The 18,331-nt window shown below is 70.3% G+C and carries 19 protein-coding genes; 9 read left to right on the plus strand and 10 right to left on the minus strand.

The window, feature by feature from the left end:
• Positions 1 to 24 precede the first annotated feature (24 nt).
• Positions 25 to 669: an SMI1/KNR4 family protein gene (locus FHS39_RS03560; protein ID WP_184346235.1), complete on the plus strand. Its 645-nt coding sequence runs from the start codon at positions 25 to 27 to the stop codon at positions 667 to 669.
• Positions 670 to 712: 43 nt separating this feature from the next.
• Here the strand turns inward: FHS39_RS03560 and FHS39_RS03565 are convergent, their stop codons facing one another.
• Genes FHS39_RS03565 through FHS39_RS03570 form a run of 3 tightly spaced genes read right to left on the minus strand, consistent with a single transcriptional unit; the run spans position 713 to position 1,868 of the window.
• The gene (locus FHS39_RS03565; protein ID WP_184346236.1) at positions 713 to 1,024 is read right to left on the minus strand and encodes an SH3 domain-containing protein; all 312 of its coding nucleotides are present in this window, start codon (positions 1,022 to 1,024) and stop codon (positions 713 to 715) included.
• Positions 1,021 to 1,296 (minus strand): DUF6255 family natural product biosynthesis protein, encoded by a 276-nt coding sequence (locus FHS39_RS25945; protein WP_221462282.1) that lies wholly within the window; start codon positions 1,294 to 1,296, stop codon positions 1,021 to 1,023. Before FHS39_RS25945 ends, FHS39_RS03565 begins: the two co-directional genes overlap by 4 nt.
• Positions 1,290 to 1,868, minus strand: coding sequence for an ATP-binding protein (locus tag FHS39_RS03570; protein ID WP_184346237.1), 579 nt, complete (start codon positions 1,866 to 1,868; stop codon positions 1,290 to 1,292). Before FHS39_RS03570 ends, FHS39_RS25945 begins: the two co-directional genes overlap by 7 nt.
• Before the next feature lie 236 nt (positions 1,869 to 2,104).
• Here FHS39_RS03570 and FHS39_RS03575 point away from each other — a divergent pair, with 236 nt between their 5' ends.
• From FHS39_RS03575 to FHS39_RS03590, 4 genes are all read left to right on the plus strand, one after another.
• Positions 2,105 to 2,989 (plus strand): helix-turn-helix domain-containing protein, encoded by an 885-nt coding sequence (locus FHS39_RS03575; protein ID WP_184346238.1) that lies wholly within the window; start codon positions 2,105 to 2,107, stop codon positions 2,987 to 2,989.
• A gap of 1 nt (position 2,990) precedes the next feature.
• Complete coding sequence (locus tag FHS39_RS03580; RefSeq protein WP_184346239.1) at positions 2,991 to 3,182, plus strand: DUF397 domain-containing protein; 192 nt, start codon at positions 2,991 to 2,993, stop codon at positions 3,180 to 3,182.
• 158 nt (positions 3,183 to 3,340) lie between these two features.
• On the plus strand, positions 3,341 to 3,793 hold the full coding sequence (locus FHS39_RS03585) for a hypothetical protein (RefSeq protein WP_184346240.1): 453 nt from the start codon (positions 3,341 to 3,343) through the stop codon (positions 3,791 to 3,793).
• A gap of 155 nt (positions 3,794 to 3,948) precedes the next feature.
• Positions 3,949 to 5,418, plus strand: a complete 1,470-nt coding sequence (locus FHS39_RS03590) for an alpha/beta hydrolase (protein ID WP_184346241.1) — start codon at positions 3,949 to 3,951, stop codon at positions 5,416 to 5,418.
• Between the two features lie 132 nt (positions 5,419 to 5,550).
• Here FHS39_RS03590 and FHS39_RS03595 read toward each other — a convergent pair whose 3' ends face one another.
• From FHS39_RS03595 to FHS39_RS03625, 7 genes are all read right to left on the minus strand, one after another.
• A complete protein-coding gene (locus tag FHS39_RS03595; RefSeq protein ID WP_184346242.1) occupies positions 5,551 to 5,763 on the minus strand; it encodes a hypothetical protein in 213 nt (70 codons plus the stop codon).
• Between the two features lie 14 nt (positions 5,764 to 5,777).
• Positions 5,778 to 7,373 carry an acyl-CoA mutase large subunit family protein gene (locus FHS39_RS03600; protein WP_184346243.1) on the minus strand — a complete coding sequence of 532 codons (1,596 nt, stop codon included), beginning with the start codon at positions 7,371 to 7,373 and terminating at the stop codon, positions 5,778 to 5,780.
• 235 nt (positions 7,374 to 7,608) lie between these two features.
• A complete protein-coding gene (locus FHS39_RS03605; protein ID WP_184346244.1) occupies positions 7,609 to 8,661 on the minus strand; it encodes a hypothetical protein in 1,053 nt (350 codons plus the stop codon).
• On the minus strand, positions 8,661 to 9,356 hold the full coding sequence (locus tag FHS39_RS03610) for a sigma-70 family RNA polymerase sigma factor (protein ID WP_184346245.1): 696 nt from the start codon (positions 9,354 to 9,356) through the stop codon (positions 8,661 to 8,663). The genes FHS39_RS03605 and FHS39_RS03610 overlap by 1 nt, the downstream gene beginning before the upstream one ends.
• A 34-nt stretch (positions 9,357 to 9,390) precedes the next feature.
• A complete protein-coding gene (locus FHS39_RS03615) occupies positions 9,391 to 10,296 on the minus strand; it encodes a DUF4328 domain-containing protein (protein ID WP_184346246.1) in 906 nt (301 codons plus the stop codon).
• Positions 10,297 to 10,660: 364 nt separating this feature from the next.
• Positions 10,661 to 12,736: a glycosyltransferase gene (locus FHS39_RS03620; protein ID WP_184346247.1), complete on the minus strand. Its 2,076-nt coding sequence runs from the start codon at positions 12,734 to 12,736 to the stop codon at positions 10,661 to 10,663.
• Between the two features lie 92 nt (positions 12,737 to 12,828).
• A complete protein-coding gene (locus FHS39_RS03625) occupies positions 12,829 to 14,478 on the minus strand; it encodes a beta-N-acetylhexosaminidase (protein WP_184346248.1) in 1,650 nt (549 codons plus the stop codon).
• A 417-nt stretch (positions 14,479 to 14,895) separates the two neighbouring features.
• Between FHS39_RS03625 and sdhC the strand changes: the two genes are divergently transcribed.
• The 4 genes from sdhC to FHS39_RS03645 are packed head-to-tail and all read left to right on the plus strand — an operon-like array spanning position 14,896 to position 18,292.
• Positions 14,896 to 15,276: a succinate dehydrogenase, cytochrome b556 subunit gene (sdhC, locus tag FHS39_RS03630; protein WP_078847788.1), complete on the plus strand. Its 381-nt coding sequence runs from the start codon at positions 14,896 to 14,898 to the stop codon at positions 15,274 to 15,276.
• 8 nt (positions 15,277 to 15,284) lie between these two features.
• Positions 15,285 to 15,755 carry a succinate dehydrogenase hydrophobic membrane anchor subunit gene (locus FHS39_RS03635; RefSeq protein ID WP_184346249.1) on the plus strand — a complete coding sequence of 157 codons (471 nt, stop codon included), beginning with the start codon at positions 15,285 to 15,287 and terminating at the stop codon, positions 15,753 to 15,755.
• A 24-nt stretch (positions 15,756 to 15,779) separates the two neighbouring features.
• A complete protein-coding gene (sdhA, locus tag FHS39_RS03640; RefSeq protein WP_045933214.1) occupies positions 15,780 to 17,534 on the plus strand; it encodes a succinate dehydrogenase flavoprotein subunit in 1,755 nt (584 codons plus the stop codon).
• Positions 17,534 to 18,292 (plus strand): succinate dehydrogenase iron-sulfur subunit, encoded by a 759-nt coding sequence (locus FHS39_RS03645; protein ID WP_184346250.1) that lies wholly within the window; start codon positions 17,534 to 17,536, stop codon positions 18,290 to 18,292. Before sdhA ends, FHS39_RS03645 begins: the two co-directional genes overlap by 1 nt.
• The last annotated feature ends 39 nt before the right edge of the window (positions 18,293 to 18,331 follow it).

Below are 18,331 nucleotides of genomic sequence, written 5' to 3' on the forward strand. Positions count from 1 at the left end.
TCGCTCACACAACCAGGACCCCCAATGCTCACTCACCCCGACATCGATGCGCTCGCTCGGATCCTTCCGACCGAGTTCGGCAGGGATGAGGAGCTCGACTGGGGCGCCGTCGAGGTCGAGTTGGGTATGCGGCTGCCCAGCGACTATCGCGCGTTCATGGGCCTCTACGGCTGCGGTGCCATCTACGAGCTCGGGATCTTGCGGCCCGTCCTCTACAAGAAGCAACGTGTGCAGTGGATAGCCACCTTCGCCGATGAGACGCCCACCATGCAGGAGATGTGGGACATGGACCGGGGTGGTGAGGTGGTCGGTAGCCCGCTCACAGCTGAGGCCGTGCTCGCTTGGGGTACCGGTTGCAATGGGAGTCTGCTGGGATGGCTGAGGGACGGGAGCGATCCCGATCAGTGGCCTGTCATCGTGTGGGCTGTGGACGGGGATCCGAACTGGCGGCTCTACCGGTGTGGCATGGCGGAGTTCCTACGGCGGTTGATGCTCGCCGAGATCGATGAGAATCCGCTCAGCGACGACAGCCTCTGGGGCCGTGTCCGGCCGTTCGTCCACTGGCGTGAGCAGCAACGGCGGTACTTTGCCGGGCTCGACACCAGTACCGGGGAGCCCTGTCCCTACGCCGACATGTATCCGCCCGACCCCAACGACTTTGTGGAGTAACCGAGTCGCGGGGCCACGGAAATCCGTGGCCCCGCCTCAGTGTTTACCAGCTCCAGTAGCCGTGCGAGATCCAGCCGGACGTGCCCGTGTTCACGTCGTAGATCTTGTCCCACTGGCCGTCGGCCGAGACGTCCCGGTGGGCCAGGCGGTGGTCGCTGTAGCAAAGGCCGACCACCGAGCTGGAGGTGCTGGCCGCCGCGCGGATGCGGACTCCCTCACCCGTGCAGTGGCCGTAGACGTCGTCGGCGTACGCCGGGGCCGCCAGGGCCCCCGCGCCGATCGCCGCGGCCACCAGCACTCCGGCCACGGCAGCTGTGCGCTTGCCCACGCTCTTCCCCCGAATTGCAGAACTCACTTGTTGCTCCTCAAAAACATGGTCCACCGAGTACTTGATCTTGAACCCGGCGGCTGGAATCTACCAGCGTCATGATCATGACCAGTCCGCCCATACAGAACCGCGACACCGGCATGACGGACCGGTGACACGGTCAGTCGGCCGACAGCTTCCGGCAGGCCCGGCGGGCGCAGCGCTGCGTAGTCGGTGAAGCGGCGCGTCCCACACGCCTCGCAGCGGGATTCGCCCGCCCGGTGCCGCCAGTTCGCGCCATGCCGGCAGTCGGTCACCACAGCTCGCCCCGCATCAGATGCGCGTGGCGGAAGTGGCTGCGCACCGCGATCGTCGCCTCCACGATGCGGGTCTCTTCGCCCTTTGCCACTGCTCTGCGCCGCGCTGTCTCCAGCTTCTTGCAGTCCGTGCACCCTACGAGCGACCTCGCCTTGGCCGGTCGTACGCCCAATACGAACCAGGTCGCCTTGCCCCTGTCTCCACCGCTCTCGCACACCCCCCATGCGTCCGCGCTGTGCGCGATCAGCGTCAGGCCCCGGCCCGATTCCGCGTCGGGCGGCCAACTGGCGCCGCGGCGCATCGGCAATCCGGGGGCCTTGTCGTGTACGAGCACGTGGAGCTGCTGTCGCTGCGTCCACTCCGCGTTGAGCCTCACCGGCGCGTTGCAATGTTGCGCCTGGCAGGCGTTGACCGCGTTCGTGACCACCTCCGAGGTCAGTACCAGTGCCGTGTCCGTCAGCTCAGTTCTGTGTGCTGCCGCCAGCAGGCTCCTCACCGCCTCGCGGGCTGCCCTCACCCATGCGGGGTCCGGCGGGAAGACCAGGGAGCAGTCGGGGGTGGCGGGTGTGTTCATGCGCGTCCTCCCGGGGACGGCGAGTGTCCGGGCGCCCGAGGGCGTGTGCGGTGTCAATGCCAGCCTCAACTGTCTTTGGGACTGGTGCACTTCCGCTCCTCGACGGTACGGGCAGCAGTGACACTGTTCCAACCTTGTCCGCCGAAAGCCCCCCGCAAGAGTGACGTTCGAACGACCCGGTGGACCGGCATGGCGCCACAGCGAAACACTGCGCCCAAACCCCTTACGGAGGACACATGCCACCGAGGACCACACCAAGCGAACGGCAGCGCCGCCTCGGCGCGGAGTTGCGGAAACTTCGGGTACGCGCACGGATGTCCGGAGACGATGTAGCTGCGCTCTTGGAAGCCGACCGCTCTCGGGTCAGCCACATCGAAGCCGGTCGTGTCGACGTGCCGCGCAACGGCCTATACAAGTTGCTACGTGCTTACGGCTGCGAGGACGGTCCGCTCTTCGAAGCGTTGATGGCCATGGCTCATGACCGAGGCAAGGGCTGGTGGGACAGCTACAGGGACACGCTGGCACGCAGGACACTCGACCTTGCAGAGCTGGAGTCGCGGGCTACCAGCATTCGCGCCCACGAATCCTCGCTGATCCCGGGCATGCTCCAAACCGAGGATTACGCTCGTGCTGTGATCTCTAATATCGACCCGGATCATAAACTCGTCGAGCACTGGGTGAAGTTCAGACTCGATCGCCAGCAAGTCCTAGCCGGTTTGCAGAACTACCATGCCGTGATTCCCGAGTCCGCCCTGCGTATGCGTGTCGGTGACACGAAGATCATGCGCAAGCAGCTGCTCAGGCTTATCGAGATGGCCCGCCTTCCCAACGTGACACTGCAGGTCTTCCCGTTCGAGATGGGTCCGTACTCAACGTACGCCCGTAGCTTCATCCTCTTCGACGGCCCGACACCTGAGTTGGACACCTTGTACCGTGAGCATCCGACCAACGCTGACTTCATTGACGATGGCGACAGCATCACGGACTACGCAAGAATGTTTGAGCGACTCGCTTCCCAGGCTCTCGCCCCGATCGACCCGGAGGCTGCCCCTGAGCGACAGGAAACCCAGGACTCACTGAGCTTGCTTCAACACGTCTTGTACGAACTGCGACAGGAATGAAATGCCTCAATTTGCATGGCGCAAGTCCTCATATAGCGCTGGCGGAGAGGGCGCCTGCGTCGAAGTCTCCCCGACCCCCACCCACCACATCCGCCTCCGTGAGAGCGACCGCCCCCGCACCGTCATCGCCACCACCCAGCCCGCCTGGGCCTCGCTCCTCGACAGCATAAAAGGCGGCAGATTACGGGCATGAGGGAGCCGGATTCGCAACTGTGGACGAGCGGTCCAAGCCGTACTCGACTTGGCGATATCCCGCTCTGTGCGGCAGCCGTACCGACGGTAAGGGTGGGACCCGTACCGGCGGTGACCCGCCGCCGGTTCAAGTGAGCCGAGCGAGAGGAAGTCCCCCACATGCCTCCGATCCCGGTAAAGCCTGGCGTCTACAAGATCCACGCCCACATCATCGGGCCAAGCGCCCTGGTGACGGCCACCGAGCACGCCGTCAAATACGGCGCTCCCGTCATCGTCGACCGTATGAACCCGCTGCCGATCGAGCAGGAGTGGGCCATCGTGCCCGCCGAGCCCGTGCCCGGATCGCCGTATGTGATCCACCTCGCCTACCACGAGTCGGCGGGGCTCGTCATTCCCGAAGACAGGCTCTGGGTCAACGGTATTCCGCGCCCCGAGTGGGCGAAGTTCACGTTCGAACCGGTCATCGGCGGGGTCAAGATCCTGTCGGAGAAGGGGCTCGCTCTGCGTGCCGGGCACCGTGGCGCTCAGATTGAACTCGTCCCGCCCAAGCCCGAGTTCCAGGAGACTTGGACCCTGGAGTTCGTGCGTCCGCTCGACGAGGGCGGCGAGTAGCCGCCAGCGCAGCACTGCGCGGGGCGGCCGGCCGACACATGTCCCCGGTCGCCCCATCAGTCGGTCCCTGTGCGCGAGGCCTCGGGTTATCCCCACCCTTAGGGGAACGGTCTGCCGGATGGGCAAGGCGGTAGGCCTCAACCATCCTTGCGCCCATGTCACATGGAAGCCGCAAGTCCATCCTCGTCGCCCTCGCCACCGCCGCCGTCGCCGCCACTCTCGCCGCGCCCGCCCGCGCCTCGACCCCCACGACCCCCGCGCCCTCCCTCGCCTGGAAACCCTGCGTCGGCGCATCCGACCGCGAGTGCGCCGACCTCACCGTCCCCCTCGACTACCGCAAGCCCGGCGGCCGCCACCTCACGCTTGCCGTCTCCCGGCTGCGCAGCAACAACGCGCAGGCCCGGCGCGGCACCCTCCTCCTCATACCCGGCGGGCCCGGGGGTTCCGGTCGGGACGAGCTGGCCGAGCAGGGGCAGGCCGTCCGTGATGCCACCCACGGTGCGTACGACATCGTCAGCTTCGACCCGCGGGGCGCGGGCGGAAGCACCCGTGCGCAGTGCGGACTCAACGACGACGACCGGGAGTTGACGCATCTGCTGGAGTGGCCGAGCGCTGACGGCCACATCGACGACAACGTTTCACGCTCCCGCCGCACCGCCGAAGCGTGCCTGCGCAACGGCGGCGACGTGCTGCGGTCGTTCTCCACCGCCAACGAGGTCCGCGACATCGACCGGCTCCGGCAGGCCCTCGGCGAGGAGAAGCTGTCCGCCTGGGGCGTGTCGTACGGGACGTACGTCGGGGCCGTTTACGCGCAGAAGTACCCCGAGCACACCGACCGCTGGGTGCTGGACAGCAGCGGCGACCCCGACCCGGCGCGGGTCGAGCGCGGGTGGATGGCGAACATGGCGGGCGGCGCGGACGACCGGTTCCCCGACTTCGCCGCGTGGGCCGCCGACCCGGCGCGGGACGCGGGGCACCGGCTCGCCGAGCGCGCCGAGGACGTACGGCCGATGGTCCTCGGTCTCGCCGCGAAGCTCGACCGGACGCCGGGGAAGTTCGCCGGCGGGCAGCCGCTGAACGGCAACCACCTGAGGCAGGCGCTGCAGCATGCCCTCTACGGCGACCGTTCCTTCGCCGGGCTGGCGGAGTTGATCGCGGCAGTGCGGGACGGGAAGGAGGCGCCCGGCTCGCCGGTGATCCTCCCGGACAGTGACGCCGCCATCACGATGGGGGTGCTCTGCAACGACGTGGAGTGGCCGCGGTCGGTCCCGTCCTACGCGCGGGCCGTGGCCGCCGACCGGGTGGCGCATCCGCTCACTGCCGGGCAGCCGGTCAACGTCACGCCGTGTGCGTTCTGGTCTGCGCCTGCCGAGAAGCCGGTGCGGATTACGGATGCGGGGCCGTCGAATGTGCTGATGGTTCAGAACTTGCGGGATCCTTCTACGCCTTATCGCGGGGCGTTGAAGATGCGCGAGGCCTTCGGCGATCGGGCCCGGCTCGTCAGCGTCGACTCCGGCGGGCACGGGGTCTATCTGGCGGGCGAGAATGCTTGCGGGGACGAGGCGGTCACTACGTTCCTCACCACTGGGAAGCGGCCGGAGCGGGACACTCTCTGCCGGGGGTAGGCGCCTCCGGCGGTTCATTCCCCAGCCCCGCCCCTTCCCTCCCCCAGCTACCGCTGGGAGGTGCCCCCAAGGGGGCTCCGCCCCCGGACCCCCGGTCCTCAATCGCCGGACGGGCTGATTTTCGCGCCCCCGTTAAAACAACTGCCCCTGCCCCTCCATAGGTGGCTCCTCCGGGTCGAACAACCTCGGTGCCGTCGACAGCAGTGGTGCCGAGCGGCGGGAGCCCGGGCAGGAGACCAGGTCGTAGGAGACGCGGCGGCCCGGGGGGTCGTGGCGGGCGTAGCGGCCGCCGACCACGGCGATCTCGCGGGCGCAGACAGGGCAGGTTCGGCGGGGAGAGGACATATCACCAGTTTGGCCTACTCCGTCGGCACGTAGCTCCCCCACACCCCCCGTAGCACCCCGCACACCTCCCCCACCGTCGCCCTTGCCCGCAGGGCTTCCTTCATGGGATAGAGGACGTTCTCCGAGGTGCCCTCCGCCGCATGCCTCAGCTCGGACAGAGCTGCGGTCACCGCCTTGCCGTCGCGCTCCCCCCGCAGCCGGGCCAGGCGCTCGCGCTGGCGGGCCTCGATGGCGGGGTCCACGCGCAGCGGCTCGTAGGGCTCTTCCTCCGCCAGCTGGAAGCGGTTGACGCCCACGACGACGCGGTCGCCGTGGTCCGTCTCCAGGGCGATGCGGTACGCGTTGCGCTCGATCTCGGACTTCTGGAAGCCCAGCTCGATGGCGGCGACCGCGCCGCCGCGGTCGGCCACCTCGTCCATCAGCTCCAGGGCGGCGAACTCCATGTCGTCGGTCAGCGACTCCACCGCGTACGAGCCCGCGAACGGGTCGACCGTGGCCGTCACGTCCGTCTCGTAGGCCAGCACCTGCTGGGTGCGCAGGGCGAGGCGGGCCGCCTTGTCCGTGGGCAGGGCGATGGCCTCGTCGTAGGAGTTGGTGTGCAGGGACTGGGTGCCGCCGAGGACGGCCGCAAGGGCCTGGACGGTGACGCGGGCCAGGTTGACCTCGGGCTGCTGGGCGGTGAGCTGCACGCCCGCGGTCTGGGTGTGGAAGCGCAGCATCATCGACTTGGGGTTGCGCGCGCGGAAGTCCTCGCTCATCACCCTGGCCCAGATGCGGCGTGCCGCGCGGAACTTCGCGACCTCCTCCAGCAGCGTCGTCCGGGAGACGAAGAAGAAGGAGAGCCGCGGGGCGAAGTCGTCGACGTCCATGCCGGCGGCGACGGCCGTACGGACGTACTCGATGCCGTTCGCGAGCGTGAAGGCGATCTCCTGCGCGGGCGAGGCGCCGGCCTCGGCCATGTGATAGCCGGAGATGGAGATGGTGTTCCAGCGCGGCAGCTCGGTGCGGCAGTAGCGGAAGATGTCGGCGGTCAGCCGCAGTGACGGCTGGGGCGGGAAGATATACGTCCCGCGGGCGATGTACTCCTTGAGGACATCGTTCTGGATGGTGCCCGTCAGATGCTCCGCCGGGACGCCCTGCTCCTCCGCCACCAGCTGGTACATCAACAGCAGCAGTGCCGCCGGGGCGTTGATGGTCATGGAGGTGGAGACCTCGCCGAGCGGGATGCCGTCGAAGAGGACCCGCATGTCCTCGACCGAGTCGACGGCCACGCCGACCTTGCCGACCTCGCCGCTCGCCAGGGGCGCGTCGGAGTCGTGGCCCATCTGGGTGGGCAGGTCGAAGGCGACGGACAGGCCGTGCGTGCCGTGTTCGATGAGCTGCCGGTAGCGGGCGTTGGACTCGGCGGCCGTGCCGAAGCCCGCGTACTGCCGCATGGTCCAGGGGCGCCCGGTGTACATGGTCGGATAGACGCCGCGGGTGTAGGGGTACGAGCCCGGTTCGCCCAGCTTGTCGGCCGGCTCCCAGCCGATCAGCGCGTCCGGTCCGTAGACGGGCTCGATGGGCAGCCCGGACTCGGTCGACCGTGCCCCTCGCGCTGATTGCGTCATGGTTCACGCCTCCCGCCGGATTCGTTTCCGCTATGTCGGACTGTAGCGGCGGGGGCGGGGGACGGGCCGGGCACACGCTCAAAGGCGGCCGTCGGCACCGAGGGTCTCGTCAAGGGAAAGGGGCGGCGCGGGCAGGGCCGGGGGAAGAGCCCCGCCCGCGCCGGATGCGCGGGGAGCCGGCTGTATGGGGGGGAACTCCGGCTCCTGCGCAGCCGATGACCAGTCGGCTCACTTCTTACAGCGCCACCGCTCCCGAAAACGTCACACCCGACGCCACACCCGTGGTCCCGGGTGTCGCCGCGGCGCCGTTCCCGGGGTCCCCAAGAGTCGCGACGTCCGGCAGGACGAGCAGGCCGCTGCTGCTCGTGCGCGGCAGGATCCCGGAACCGTCGCGCTTGACGCCGCCGTCCCTGGCCGTGCCGCCGCCGCCCGCGGCGCCCTTGCCGTCGGGGGCGGCCAACAGGCGCTCGCAGAACTCGCGGACGACGGACGGGCCGCCGCCCGCGGTGCGCTCCAGGGTGCGTTCGTCGTCCTCGTTGACGGTGCCGCCCTGGCGGCTGGTGGCGAGGTAGTCGCGGCAGAGCTTGGCCCAGACGGTGCCGGTGGCGGTGCCGTTGTCGCCGTCGTGGCCGTCGTGGCCGTTGCCGGTGGTGCCGTCGCCGTCGTGCCGCGGGGTCGCCGAGGGGCCGGTGCCGGGCTCGCTCGCCTTGCCGCTGGGCGAGCCGTGGCCGGAGCCGGGGGTGGTGTGCGCGTCCGGGCGCCCGCTGGGCCGGGCACTGCCGGTGGCGCCGCCCGACGGGGTGGCGTCGGGTCCGGCGGTGCCGGGGGCCACCGTCTCCGTACCGGAGTCCTCGGCCGCGGCCACGCTGGAGGCGGGTGCGGGCTCGCGTCCGGCGCGGCCGAAGGGGCCGGGCAGCACGCCCGTGCCGGCGGCGACGGCGACGCCGCCCACCGCGCATCCGGCAAGCGTCAGGGCCAGCGCCGTCCTGACGGGCAGGCGGAGGAAGGAGCGGGCGGCACCGGCGCGCTCGCCAAAAGCACCGGCGCGCGCGCCGAACCGCGCCCGAGGCGCGGGGGCCTGGGCGCGCGCCTGCCGGAAGGCGGCCAGCGCGGCCTCCTCGCCGGGCAGCGGGCTGCCGGGCGACGGCTCGTGGGCGGTGAGGGACAGCAGCGCCGCGCTCAGCTCTTCGGCTCCGGCGGGCGGGGTGTCGTCGGCGACGCGCTCGCCGCGCAGCAGCCGCTCCACGGCGTCGTCATCCAGCCAGTCGTACCGGTGGTCGTCCGCCATCACATGTCCTTCTGCGTCTGCGCGCGCAATTGCGTCACACCGGCAGAAGCGCTCGATCCGCTCGCTCCGGTGCCCGATCCGGTGCCGCCCTGTGCTCGGTCGTGCGGTCCGGGGTCCGTCATGCCCGTCGTGGCCCCGGTGCCGCCGCCCGCGGTCACCAGTTCCGCCAGTTTCCGCAGGCCCCGGTGGGCCGCGGTGCGCACCGCGCCGGGCCGCTTGCCGAGCACCCCGGCGGCGCTCTTCGCGTCGAGGCCGACGACGACGCGCAGCACGACGGCCTCGGCCTGGTCCTGCGGGAGCTGGGCTATGAGGGCGAAGGTGCGGCCGGTGCCGAGGGCTTCGAGGGCCTCGCCCGCCGTGTCCGTGTCGGCGGGCCTGGCCGCCAGCTCGCTCTCGTCGCCGCCGATCGCCGGGCGGCGGCCGCGCATGCGTATGTGGTCGAGGGCCCGGTTGCGGGCGATCCTGGCCGCCCAGCCGCGGAAGCGGTCGGCGTCGCCGGAGAACCGCTCCAGGTCCCGGGCTATCTGCAACCACGCCTCCGAGGCCACGTCCTCCGCTTCGGCGTCGCCGACCAGCGTGCGCACGTACCCGAGCAGCCGGGGATGCACGGACCGGTAGACCGTACGGAATGCCGTCTCGTCCCCGTCCTGCGCCGCACGTACCGCGACGGTCAGCTCAGCGTCGTCCCCCTGCACGCTCTCATCCTGCACCACGTACCGAACCTGCGGGTCAGTAGCCTGCCGGACCGCTGCCGAAAGGATTCTGCGGGGCGCCGTAAGGAGGTGCGGGCGGATAGCCCGAACCCGGCGCACCCGGCATCCCCGGCACCGGCATACCCGGCATCCCTGGCATCGGCGCGACGCTGCCGTACGGCCCAGCGCCCATGGGCACCCCCGCCGGTCCGGCCATCGCGCGCTGTTCCTGCATCCGCGTCAGCTGCCGTACGACCAGGATGGCGAGGACCCCGGCGGCGATGTACAGCAGCATCGCGAAGGCGCTGAGCGACATGGCGCCCTTCGCGGCATCGACGGCGTCGTGCCACTCGGGACCGCCGTAGACGCCGGACTCGGCAGCCTTCTTGATCTTCACCTCCATGATCCGCTCCGACACCGTGCCGACGAAGCTGACCACGGTCGCCGCGTTCCACAGCACCCACCAGCCGTTGAGCAGGCCCTTGGGGGCGCTCTGCGGGCCGGCCGGGGCGCTGGCCCGGTAGATGTCGTTGGCCATCTGCTTGGGGAACCAGAAGCTGACGACCGGGGTGACCCACGCGCCGACCGCCCAGCCGCTGCCGAAGCGCTGCGTACCGGGCGCGAAGAGCTCGGCGTTGAGCCGCGCCCGGCGGAACCAGATGACCCACAGGATCGCCGTGGCGAGGAAGGAGAGGAGGTACAGGACGTTCATGCTGCTGTAGAAGGAGGCCGCGTCGTCGACCCGCTGGACGGCGTCGGCGTGGCTGCCGTTGCCACCGAGCACGTCCTCGAGTGCCGACCGCTCCTCGCCGAGAGCCCCCACCAGCCCCAGCATCGTCACGATCGTCACCGACAGCATCACCGTCAGGGCTATCCGCACCCCGCGCCGCAGGTCCACACCGCCGACGGGCATCCCCGGTCCGGCGTATCCGTACTGCGGCATCGGCGGCATGGGCGGCAGCGGCGCACCCATGGGCTGCGGCTGCGGCCGCTGGTAAGAGCCGCACGCGGCGCAGCGCCCGTCCGGGCCCACGGCGCTGGCACGGCAATGACCGCACGGATACATCTCTGGTGAACCCCCCAATGTGGTGGCCTTGACCCCGGCCGCGGGAAATCGACGCTGAGCCGGTGATACTACGCGGCCGTGGTGACGGCGGCCCGGCGGCGGTGGGTGTGACGGATTTTCGATTCCCGGCGCTGTAGGTAGTGCGTACCCCACCAGGGTTCGCATCGGACGGCGGCCGGGGCCTCTCCTGTGGGGGGTGGCGGCCCCGGCCGTCCTCCGTCCGATTCCGCTAGGACACGCCCTAGTCCTCCGTCGCCACGTCCTTCACCGTGACCGTCAGGTCGTTGGTCACCGTGAAGAACGGCCGCAGCCGCACCTCTCCGCGGACGGCGCCCGGGAAGGTGTCGACGCCCTTGCGGTCGGCGAAGTCGCCCGCGATGCGGCCGACCCGGACCAGTGCCGCGCCCGACGACGGACGGGCGTAGAGGTCCCAGAGGTCCTGCTCCTCGCCCGTGTTGATGCGGCGGGCCATCGGCTCGTACGGCAGGAAGCCGGTGCCGTTCTCCAGCAGGCCGTGCACGTCGGCGGTGGAGCCGTCGGCGCCGCGCAGGCGGGCGATCAGTTCGGCGCCCTCGCCGAAGGTGAAGCCGTGGGCGGTCAGCGTGACGGTCACGCCGTCCTTGCCGGTGCGGACCTCGGCGGCCTCCGCGTGCTGGGGGCGCAGCCAGGTGCGCACGGCGAGGAAGCCGTCGGTGGTCTCGTACGGGACCCAGGCCGTCACGCCCTTGGCGGTGTGGCCGAGGGAGAGGCCGAGCAGGGCCTTCTGTTCGACGAGGGCCGCGGTCAGGCGGCGCCGGGACTTGTCGCCGGAGCGCTCGGCGTAGGTGTCCCAGCGGCCCTCCGACATCTCGTGGGCGGCCCGGTCGATGCGGGCCTCCACCCAAGTGCCCGGCTCGCGGCCGCCCTGCGGCAGTGCGGCGCGCACGGTCTCCTTGCCCTTGCTGCCGCGGTGGCGGAGCAGGACGTGGGTGTCGGCGGCGGTGAGCTGCTCGGCGCGGATGCGGACGGTCAGCGAGCCGTCGGCCTCGACGGAGCAGCGGGCCTCGGGGTGGGCGGCGTTGCGCTGCGGGCGGGGAGCCGCGGTCTGCTGCTTGCGGCCGCCGCCGAAGAGGCCGCGGAAGAGGCCGCCCTTCTTGGCGGGGGCGGCGGCGGTCGAGCCGGGGCGCAGCTCCTCGAAGAGCTCCTCGTAGCGCCCGGCGATGGCGGCGGGCTCGTAGCGGTGCGCGGCGCTGCGGGCGGCCTCGGCGAGGCGCTCGCGCAGGGCGGCGTCGCCGGTCACGCGCAGCAGTGCGTCGGCGTAGGCGTCGACGGCGTCCGCGTCGTCGAGGGGGACAAGGATGCCGTCGGTGCCGTCGGTGAGGATCTCGCGCGGGCCGTAGGGGCAGTCGGTGGCGATGACGGGCAGGCCGGCGTGCATGGCTTCGACGATGGTCATGCCGAAGGACTCGGCGTCGGAGGCGACGGCCGCGACGGCGCCCTTGGCCCACTCGGTCTCGATGGGCGAGCGGGCGCCCATGAGCGTGATGCGCTCGTAGAGGCCGAGCGCCTCGATCTGCTTGCGCAGCTTCGGCTTGGCGGGGCCGCGCCCGTAGATGCGCAGGTTCCAGTCGGGGCGTTCGGCGGCGACCTTGGCGAAGGCGGCGATGAGGCGGTCGTAGCGCTTGACGCCGACGAGGCGGCCGGCGGAGACGATCGTCTTCGACGTGCCGTCGGAGGGGGCGGCGGCCGGGGCGGGGACGGCGTTGGGGATGCAGAGGATGCGGGCCTCGGCGTCCGGCAGGGCGTCGCGGTAGTGCCCGGCGTCGGCTTCGGAGACGGTGGCGAAGGCGTCGAGGGCGGAGATCGCCGGGTCCATCACGGCGTGCAGCTCGGCCACGTGCGCCTCGTGGGTGAGGTGCTCCTGGCCCAGGCGCAGGAAGGGGCGGCCCTCGCCGTACTTGGCGAGGTAGCCGATGAGCTTGGGGCGGGTGGCGATGACGACGTCGGCGTCGGTGGCGGCGAGGTGGGCGGCGACGCGCCGGTCGGTGAGGGCGGTGGCGGCCATCCGGCCGTTGTCGATGCGCTCGTCGCGGAAGATCTCGCTGGGCTGCTGGTTGAGGGGGTCCGCGTATTCGTCGCCGTCGGTGCCCTCGCGCATGTCGACGAGCGGGGTGAGGGTCACCCGGGGGTCGATGGCCAGCTCGGGCTCGTCCACGGGGCGGTTGACGCTGATGATCCGCACCTCGTGCCGGTCGGCGAGGGCGGTGGCGAGGTTGACGGTGGAGCGGATCGTGCCACCGATGCCGTACGCGTTGTGCAGCAGGAATTCGATCTTCATCGGGCCCTCGTTCGGATGCGCGGGGCGCGCCGGGCGCGCAGCGGTTCTCCGGGGGAGGGTAGCCCAGGGGGCTGCGGGCACACCCGGTCGATTCAGCCGCGGACCTGCCGGGCCAGTGCGGTGAACTGCGCCCAGGCGAGGCGGGGCGGGCGCGGGTCCCACAGCTTCTGGGCGAGGGCCGCGAGCGGCAGCCGGATGCCGGCGGCGACCTGGTCCGGGGTCTGGGCCGTGGCCCTGTCGCACCAGATGGCGAGCCTGCCGCCGACGACGCGGGCGGGTCCGGTCAGGGCGGCGGGGCCGGGTACGGCTGTGGTGCCGCGCAGTACGGCGGGGGTCCACTCGCGGTAGATGCGCTCGCCGGTCGGGTAGCGGAACTGGTTGGGCTCGCCGAGTACGTAATAGAGGTATTCGTCGTTGAGGTTCACGAGGGTGCGTCCCTCGTTCAGGTACTCCTGGGGGGCGCGCGCGCCGAGCTCCTTGCCGGTCCAGTATTCGACCTCGATGGATTTGTCGGGGCTGATGGTGCCGCCCCGGAAGAAGCCGTCGTTCCAGGCGCGGGGGCGTTTGCCGAGGGAGCGGACGACGGCGGCGCGGTCGTTGAGCCAGCCCGTGGCCAGGTCCTGGACGCGCGCCTGGGTTCCGTACTTCTGCCGGGCCAGCTGGGCCAGGCGCGGGTAGGAGGCCTGCGGGTCGCGGGCCATCAGGGCGCGGTATTCGTCGGCGCCCAGGTGCCAGTAGGGGCCGGGGAAGAGGGGGGCGTACTCGCGCATCAGGTCGTCGACGATGCGGGCGGCGGCGGGGTTGCCGATGTCGACGGCGCCGCGGGAGACGGTGCCGCTCGCGTCGTGCAGCTGGAGGTCGGGGTGGGGGCCGAGGACCGCGCCGAGGTGTCCGGGCGAGTCGATCTCGGGGACGACGGTGATGTGAAGGGAGGAGGCGAGGACGACGATGCGGCGGATCTCGTCCTTGGTGAGGTGGTCGGGCGAGACGACCTCGGGGTGGCTGTCGCTCTGGATGCGGAAGCCCTGGTCGTCGGAGAAGTGCAGGCCGAGCTCGTTGAGCTTGAGGTCGGCCATCTCGCGCAGCCGGGCCTCGATCCAGTCGGCGGGGAAGTGCTTGCGGGCGATGTCGATGTTGAGGCCGCGGCGGGGGCGGTCGGGGGCGTCGCGGACGACGCCTTCGGGAAGGCCGCCGCCGGTGCGGACGGCCTGGAGGACGGTCCGGGTGCCGTAGAAGGCGCCGGCCTCGTCGGGGGCGGTGATCAGCACCTTGCGGTCGGCGGTGATCAGCTCGTAGGACTCGGGGCCGCCGGCCTGGCCGGGGCGCAGGGCCAGTTCCACGTCTCCGGGGTGGGCGGGGGCGGGGGCGAAGGGGAGCCGCAGGCCGTCGGCGAGGCTGTGGGCCTCGTCGGCGAGCGGGCCGCCGGGGTCGGCGACGACGCGGGCGCCGGGGGCGGGGCGCCAGCCGGGGCCGGGGCGGCCGGTCCAGTTGCGCACGGAGGGGACGGTGCGCGGCTCGGCCTGCGGTACGGGGGCGGCGGCGGAGGTTCCGGCGGCGGCGGACGAGGGTGGGGCGGTGGACGACGAGGCGGCCTGGGGGGAGCGCGAGTCGTCACCGGCCTTGCGGACGCCGGTGGTGGCCTCCTTGCCGGGGCAGCCCATCAGCGTCATGGTGACCAGGAGGGCGCAGCCCGCAACGGTCCCCCGGATGGCCGAGCGGGTGATCCTTACAGGCAGTCCCATGGAGCAAACCTCCTATTTAGGGCGAAGGTATTGCCCTTTCTTGCCCGCCCGTCGACTGCACGCCCGAAATGTCTCTCGTACGGGTGAATTTCATGCATCGACTGGACAGAAGCGGGACCGGTTCGGCGCTCGGCCCTCCATCGAGCCTCGCCCAGGGCGCAAATGGGGTACAGGCTTTGAATTCCGCCCGTACTACCCCAGGACGCAACGGACACACCGGGGCGCGCCGGGCGTCCGAACCCCGCCCGGCGCACAGCCCCCTAGCCCGTACGTGCCTGTTTGATCACACCTGACAGACCCCGCGGGACCGAACCGACAAGGCGTCGCTACGATGGCCGGGGCCGGTGGACCGTACCCGGCCGGGCCCGACCGACAGAGAAGCCGGCAGGCCCCAATCCCGCTCCCGGAGGGTTTTCCGTGCCGGCTGGAACGCTGTACCGCGGCCGGGAAGGCATGTGGTCCTGGGTGGCTCACCGAGTCACCGGCGTCCTCATTTTCTTCTTCCTGTTCGTTCACGTCCTCGACACCGCTCTCGTCCGCGTCTCCCCCGAGGCGTACGACAAGGTCGTCGCGACGTACAAGACACCCGTCGTCAACCTGATGGAGTACGGCCTCGTCGCCGCCATCCTCTTCCACGCGCTCAACGGCCTCCGCGTCATCGCGGTGGACTTCTGGTCCAAGGGCCCGCGCTACCAGAAGCAGATGCTCTGGTCGGTTGTCGGTATCTGGGTCGTGCTGATGGCAGGCGCCTTCTACCCCGTGCTCCAGCACTCGCTGCGCACGCTGTTCGGGAGCTGAGTCGCGAGATGTCCTCTGAAACCACCCCCGCAGCCGTGAACGACGTCTCGCTCTACGACGTCGACAACCCGGCCCCGGTCATCGAGGCGCCGCGCAAGCGCACCAAGAAGACCCCGAAGGCGACCCGCACCAACTTCGAGATGTACGGCTGGCTGTTCATGCGGCTGTCCGGCATCGTGCTGGTCGTCCTGGTCCTCGGCCACCTGCTGATCCAGCTCGTCCTCGACGGCGGCGTCAGCAAGATCGGCTTCGCCTTCGTGGCGGGTCGCTGGGCCTCGCCGTTCTGGCAGGCCTGGGACCTCATCATGCTGTGGCTCGCGATGCTGCACGGCGCCAACGGCCTGCGCACGGTCATCAACGACTACGCGGAGCGGCACAACACCCGCTTCTGGCTGAAGATGCTGCTCTACACCGCCACGGTGTTCACCGTCCTGCTGGGCACGCTGGTGATCTTCACCTTCGACCCGAACATCCGCTAGGCCCGGGGCTGAGGTAATCCACTGATGAAGATTCACAAGTACGACACCGTCATCGTCGGCGCCGGCGGCGCGGGCATGCGTGCGGCCATCGAGTCCACCAAGCGCAGCCGCACCGCGGTCCTGACGAAGCTGTACCCGACCCGCTCCCACACCGGCGCCGCCCAGGGCGGCATGGCCGCCGCCCTCGCGAACGTCGAGGAGGACAACTGGGAGTGGCACACCTTCGACACGGTCAAGGGCGGTGACTACCTGGTCGACCAGGACGCCGCGGAGATCCTGGCGAAGGAGGCCATCGACGCGGTCCTCGACCTGGAGAAGATGGGCCTGCCGTTCAACCGCACCCCGGACGGCACCATCGACCAGCGCCGCTTCGGCGGTCACAGCCGCAACCACGGCGAGGCCCCGGTCCGCCGGTCCTGCTACGCCGCGGACCGCACCGGCCACATGATCCTCCAGACGCTGTACCAGAACTGCGTCAAGGAGGGCGTGGAGTTCTTCAACGAGTTCTACGTCCTCGACCAGCTGATCACCGAGGTCGACGGCGTCAAGAAGTCGGCCGGTGTGGTGGCGTACGAGCTGGCCACCGGCGAGATCCACGTCTTCCAGGCGAAGTCGGTCATCTACGCCTCCGGCGGCACCGGCAAGTTCTTCAAGGTGACGTCCAACGCCCACACCCTGACCGGTGACGGCCAGGCCGCCTGCTACCGCCGCGGCCTGCCCCTGGAGGACATGGAGTTCTTCCAGTTCCACCCGACGGGCATCTGGCGCATGGGCATCCTGCTGACGGAGGGCGCCCGCGGTGAGGGCGGCATCCTCCGCAACAAGGACGGCGAGCGCTTCATGGAGAAGTACGCGCCCGTCATGAAGGACCTCGCCTCGCGTGACGTCGTCTCGCGCTCCATCTACACGGAGATCCGCGAGGGCCGCGGCTGCGGTCCCGAGGGCGACCACGTCTACCTGGACCTCACCCACCTGCCGCCGGAGCAGCTCGACGCCAAGCTGCCCGACATCACCGAGTTCGCGCGGACGTACCTGGGCATCGAGCCCTACACGGACCCGATCCCGATCCAGCCCACCGCGCACTACGCCATGGGCGGCATCCCGACCAACGTCGCGGGCGAGGTGCTGTCCGACAACGACACCGTCGTCCCCGGCCTGTACGCCGCCGGCGAGGTCGCCTGCGTCTCGGTGCACGGCGCCAACCGCCTGGGCACCAACTCGCTGCTCGACATCAACGTCTTCGGCAAGCGCGCGGGCATCGCCGCCGCCGAGTACGCGGACAAGGCCGACTACGTCGAGCTGCCGGAGAACCCGGCGCAGTTCGTCGTCGACCAGGTCGAGGCGCTGCGCAACTCCACCGGCACCGAGCGGGTCGCCGTGCTCCGCAAGGAGCTGCAGGAGACCATGGACGCCAACGTGATGGTCTTCCGCACCGAGCAGACCATCAAGACGGCCGTCGAGAAGATCGCCGAGCTGCGCGAGCGCTACAAGAACGTGTCCGTCCAGGACAAGGGCAAGCGCTTCAACACCGACCTGCTGGAGGCCATCGAGCTGGGCAACCTGCTCGACCTGGCCGAGGTGATGGCCGTGTCCGCGCTGGCGCGCAAGGAGTCCCGCGGCGGTCACTACCGCGAGGACTACCCCAACCGCGACGACGTCAACTTCATGCGGCACACCATGGCGTACCGCGAGACGGACGCTTCCGGCAAGGACAGCATCCGACTCGACTACAAGCCGGTCGTGCAGACCCGCTACCAGCCGATGGAGCGTAAGTACTGATGAGCACCGCGACTCTCGACAAGGTCGAGGCCAACTCCCAGGCCTCTCCCTACATCAAGGTGACCTTCCGCCTCCGCCGGTTCAACCCGGAGGTCTCGGGCGAGGCGACCTGGCAGGACTTCGAGGTCGAGATCGACCCGAAGGAGCGCGTGCTCGACGCCCTGCACAAGATCAAGTGGGACCTGGACGGTTCGCTGACCTTCCGGCGCTCCTGCGCGCACGGCATCTGCGGCTCCGACGCGATGCGCATCAACGGCCGCAACCGGCTGGCGTGCAAGACGCTGATCAAGGACCTGAACCCCGGCAAGCCGATCACGGTCGAGCCCATCAAGGGCCTCACGGTCCTCAAGGACCTCGTGGTCGACATGGAGCCGTTCTTCCAGGCCTACCGCGACGTCATGCCCTTCCTGATCACCAAGGGCAACGAGCCGACGCGCGAGCGCCGGCAGTCCGCCGAGGACCGCGAGCGCTTCGACGACACCACCAAGTGCATCCTGTGCGCCGCGTGCACGTCGTCCTGCCCGGTGTTCTGGAACGACGGGCAGTACTTCGGCCCGGCGGCGATCGTCAACGCGCACCGCTTCATCTTCGACTCGCGTGACGAGGCGGGCGAGCAGCGCCTGGAGATCCTCAACGACAAGGACGGCGTGTGGCGCTGCCGCACGACGTTCAACTGCACGGACGCCTGCCCGCGTGGCATCGAGGTCACCAAGGCGATCCAGGAGGTGAAGCGGGCGCTGATCACGCGCCGCTTCTGATCGCCTCACGGATACGCACGACGGCCCCGCTTCCCTTCC

This window comes from Streptomyces olivoverticillatus (assembly GCF_014203555.1).
Classification (GTDB): Bacteria; Actinomycetota; Actinomycetes; order Streptomycetales; family Streptomycetaceae; genus Streptomyces; species Streptomyces olivoverticillatus.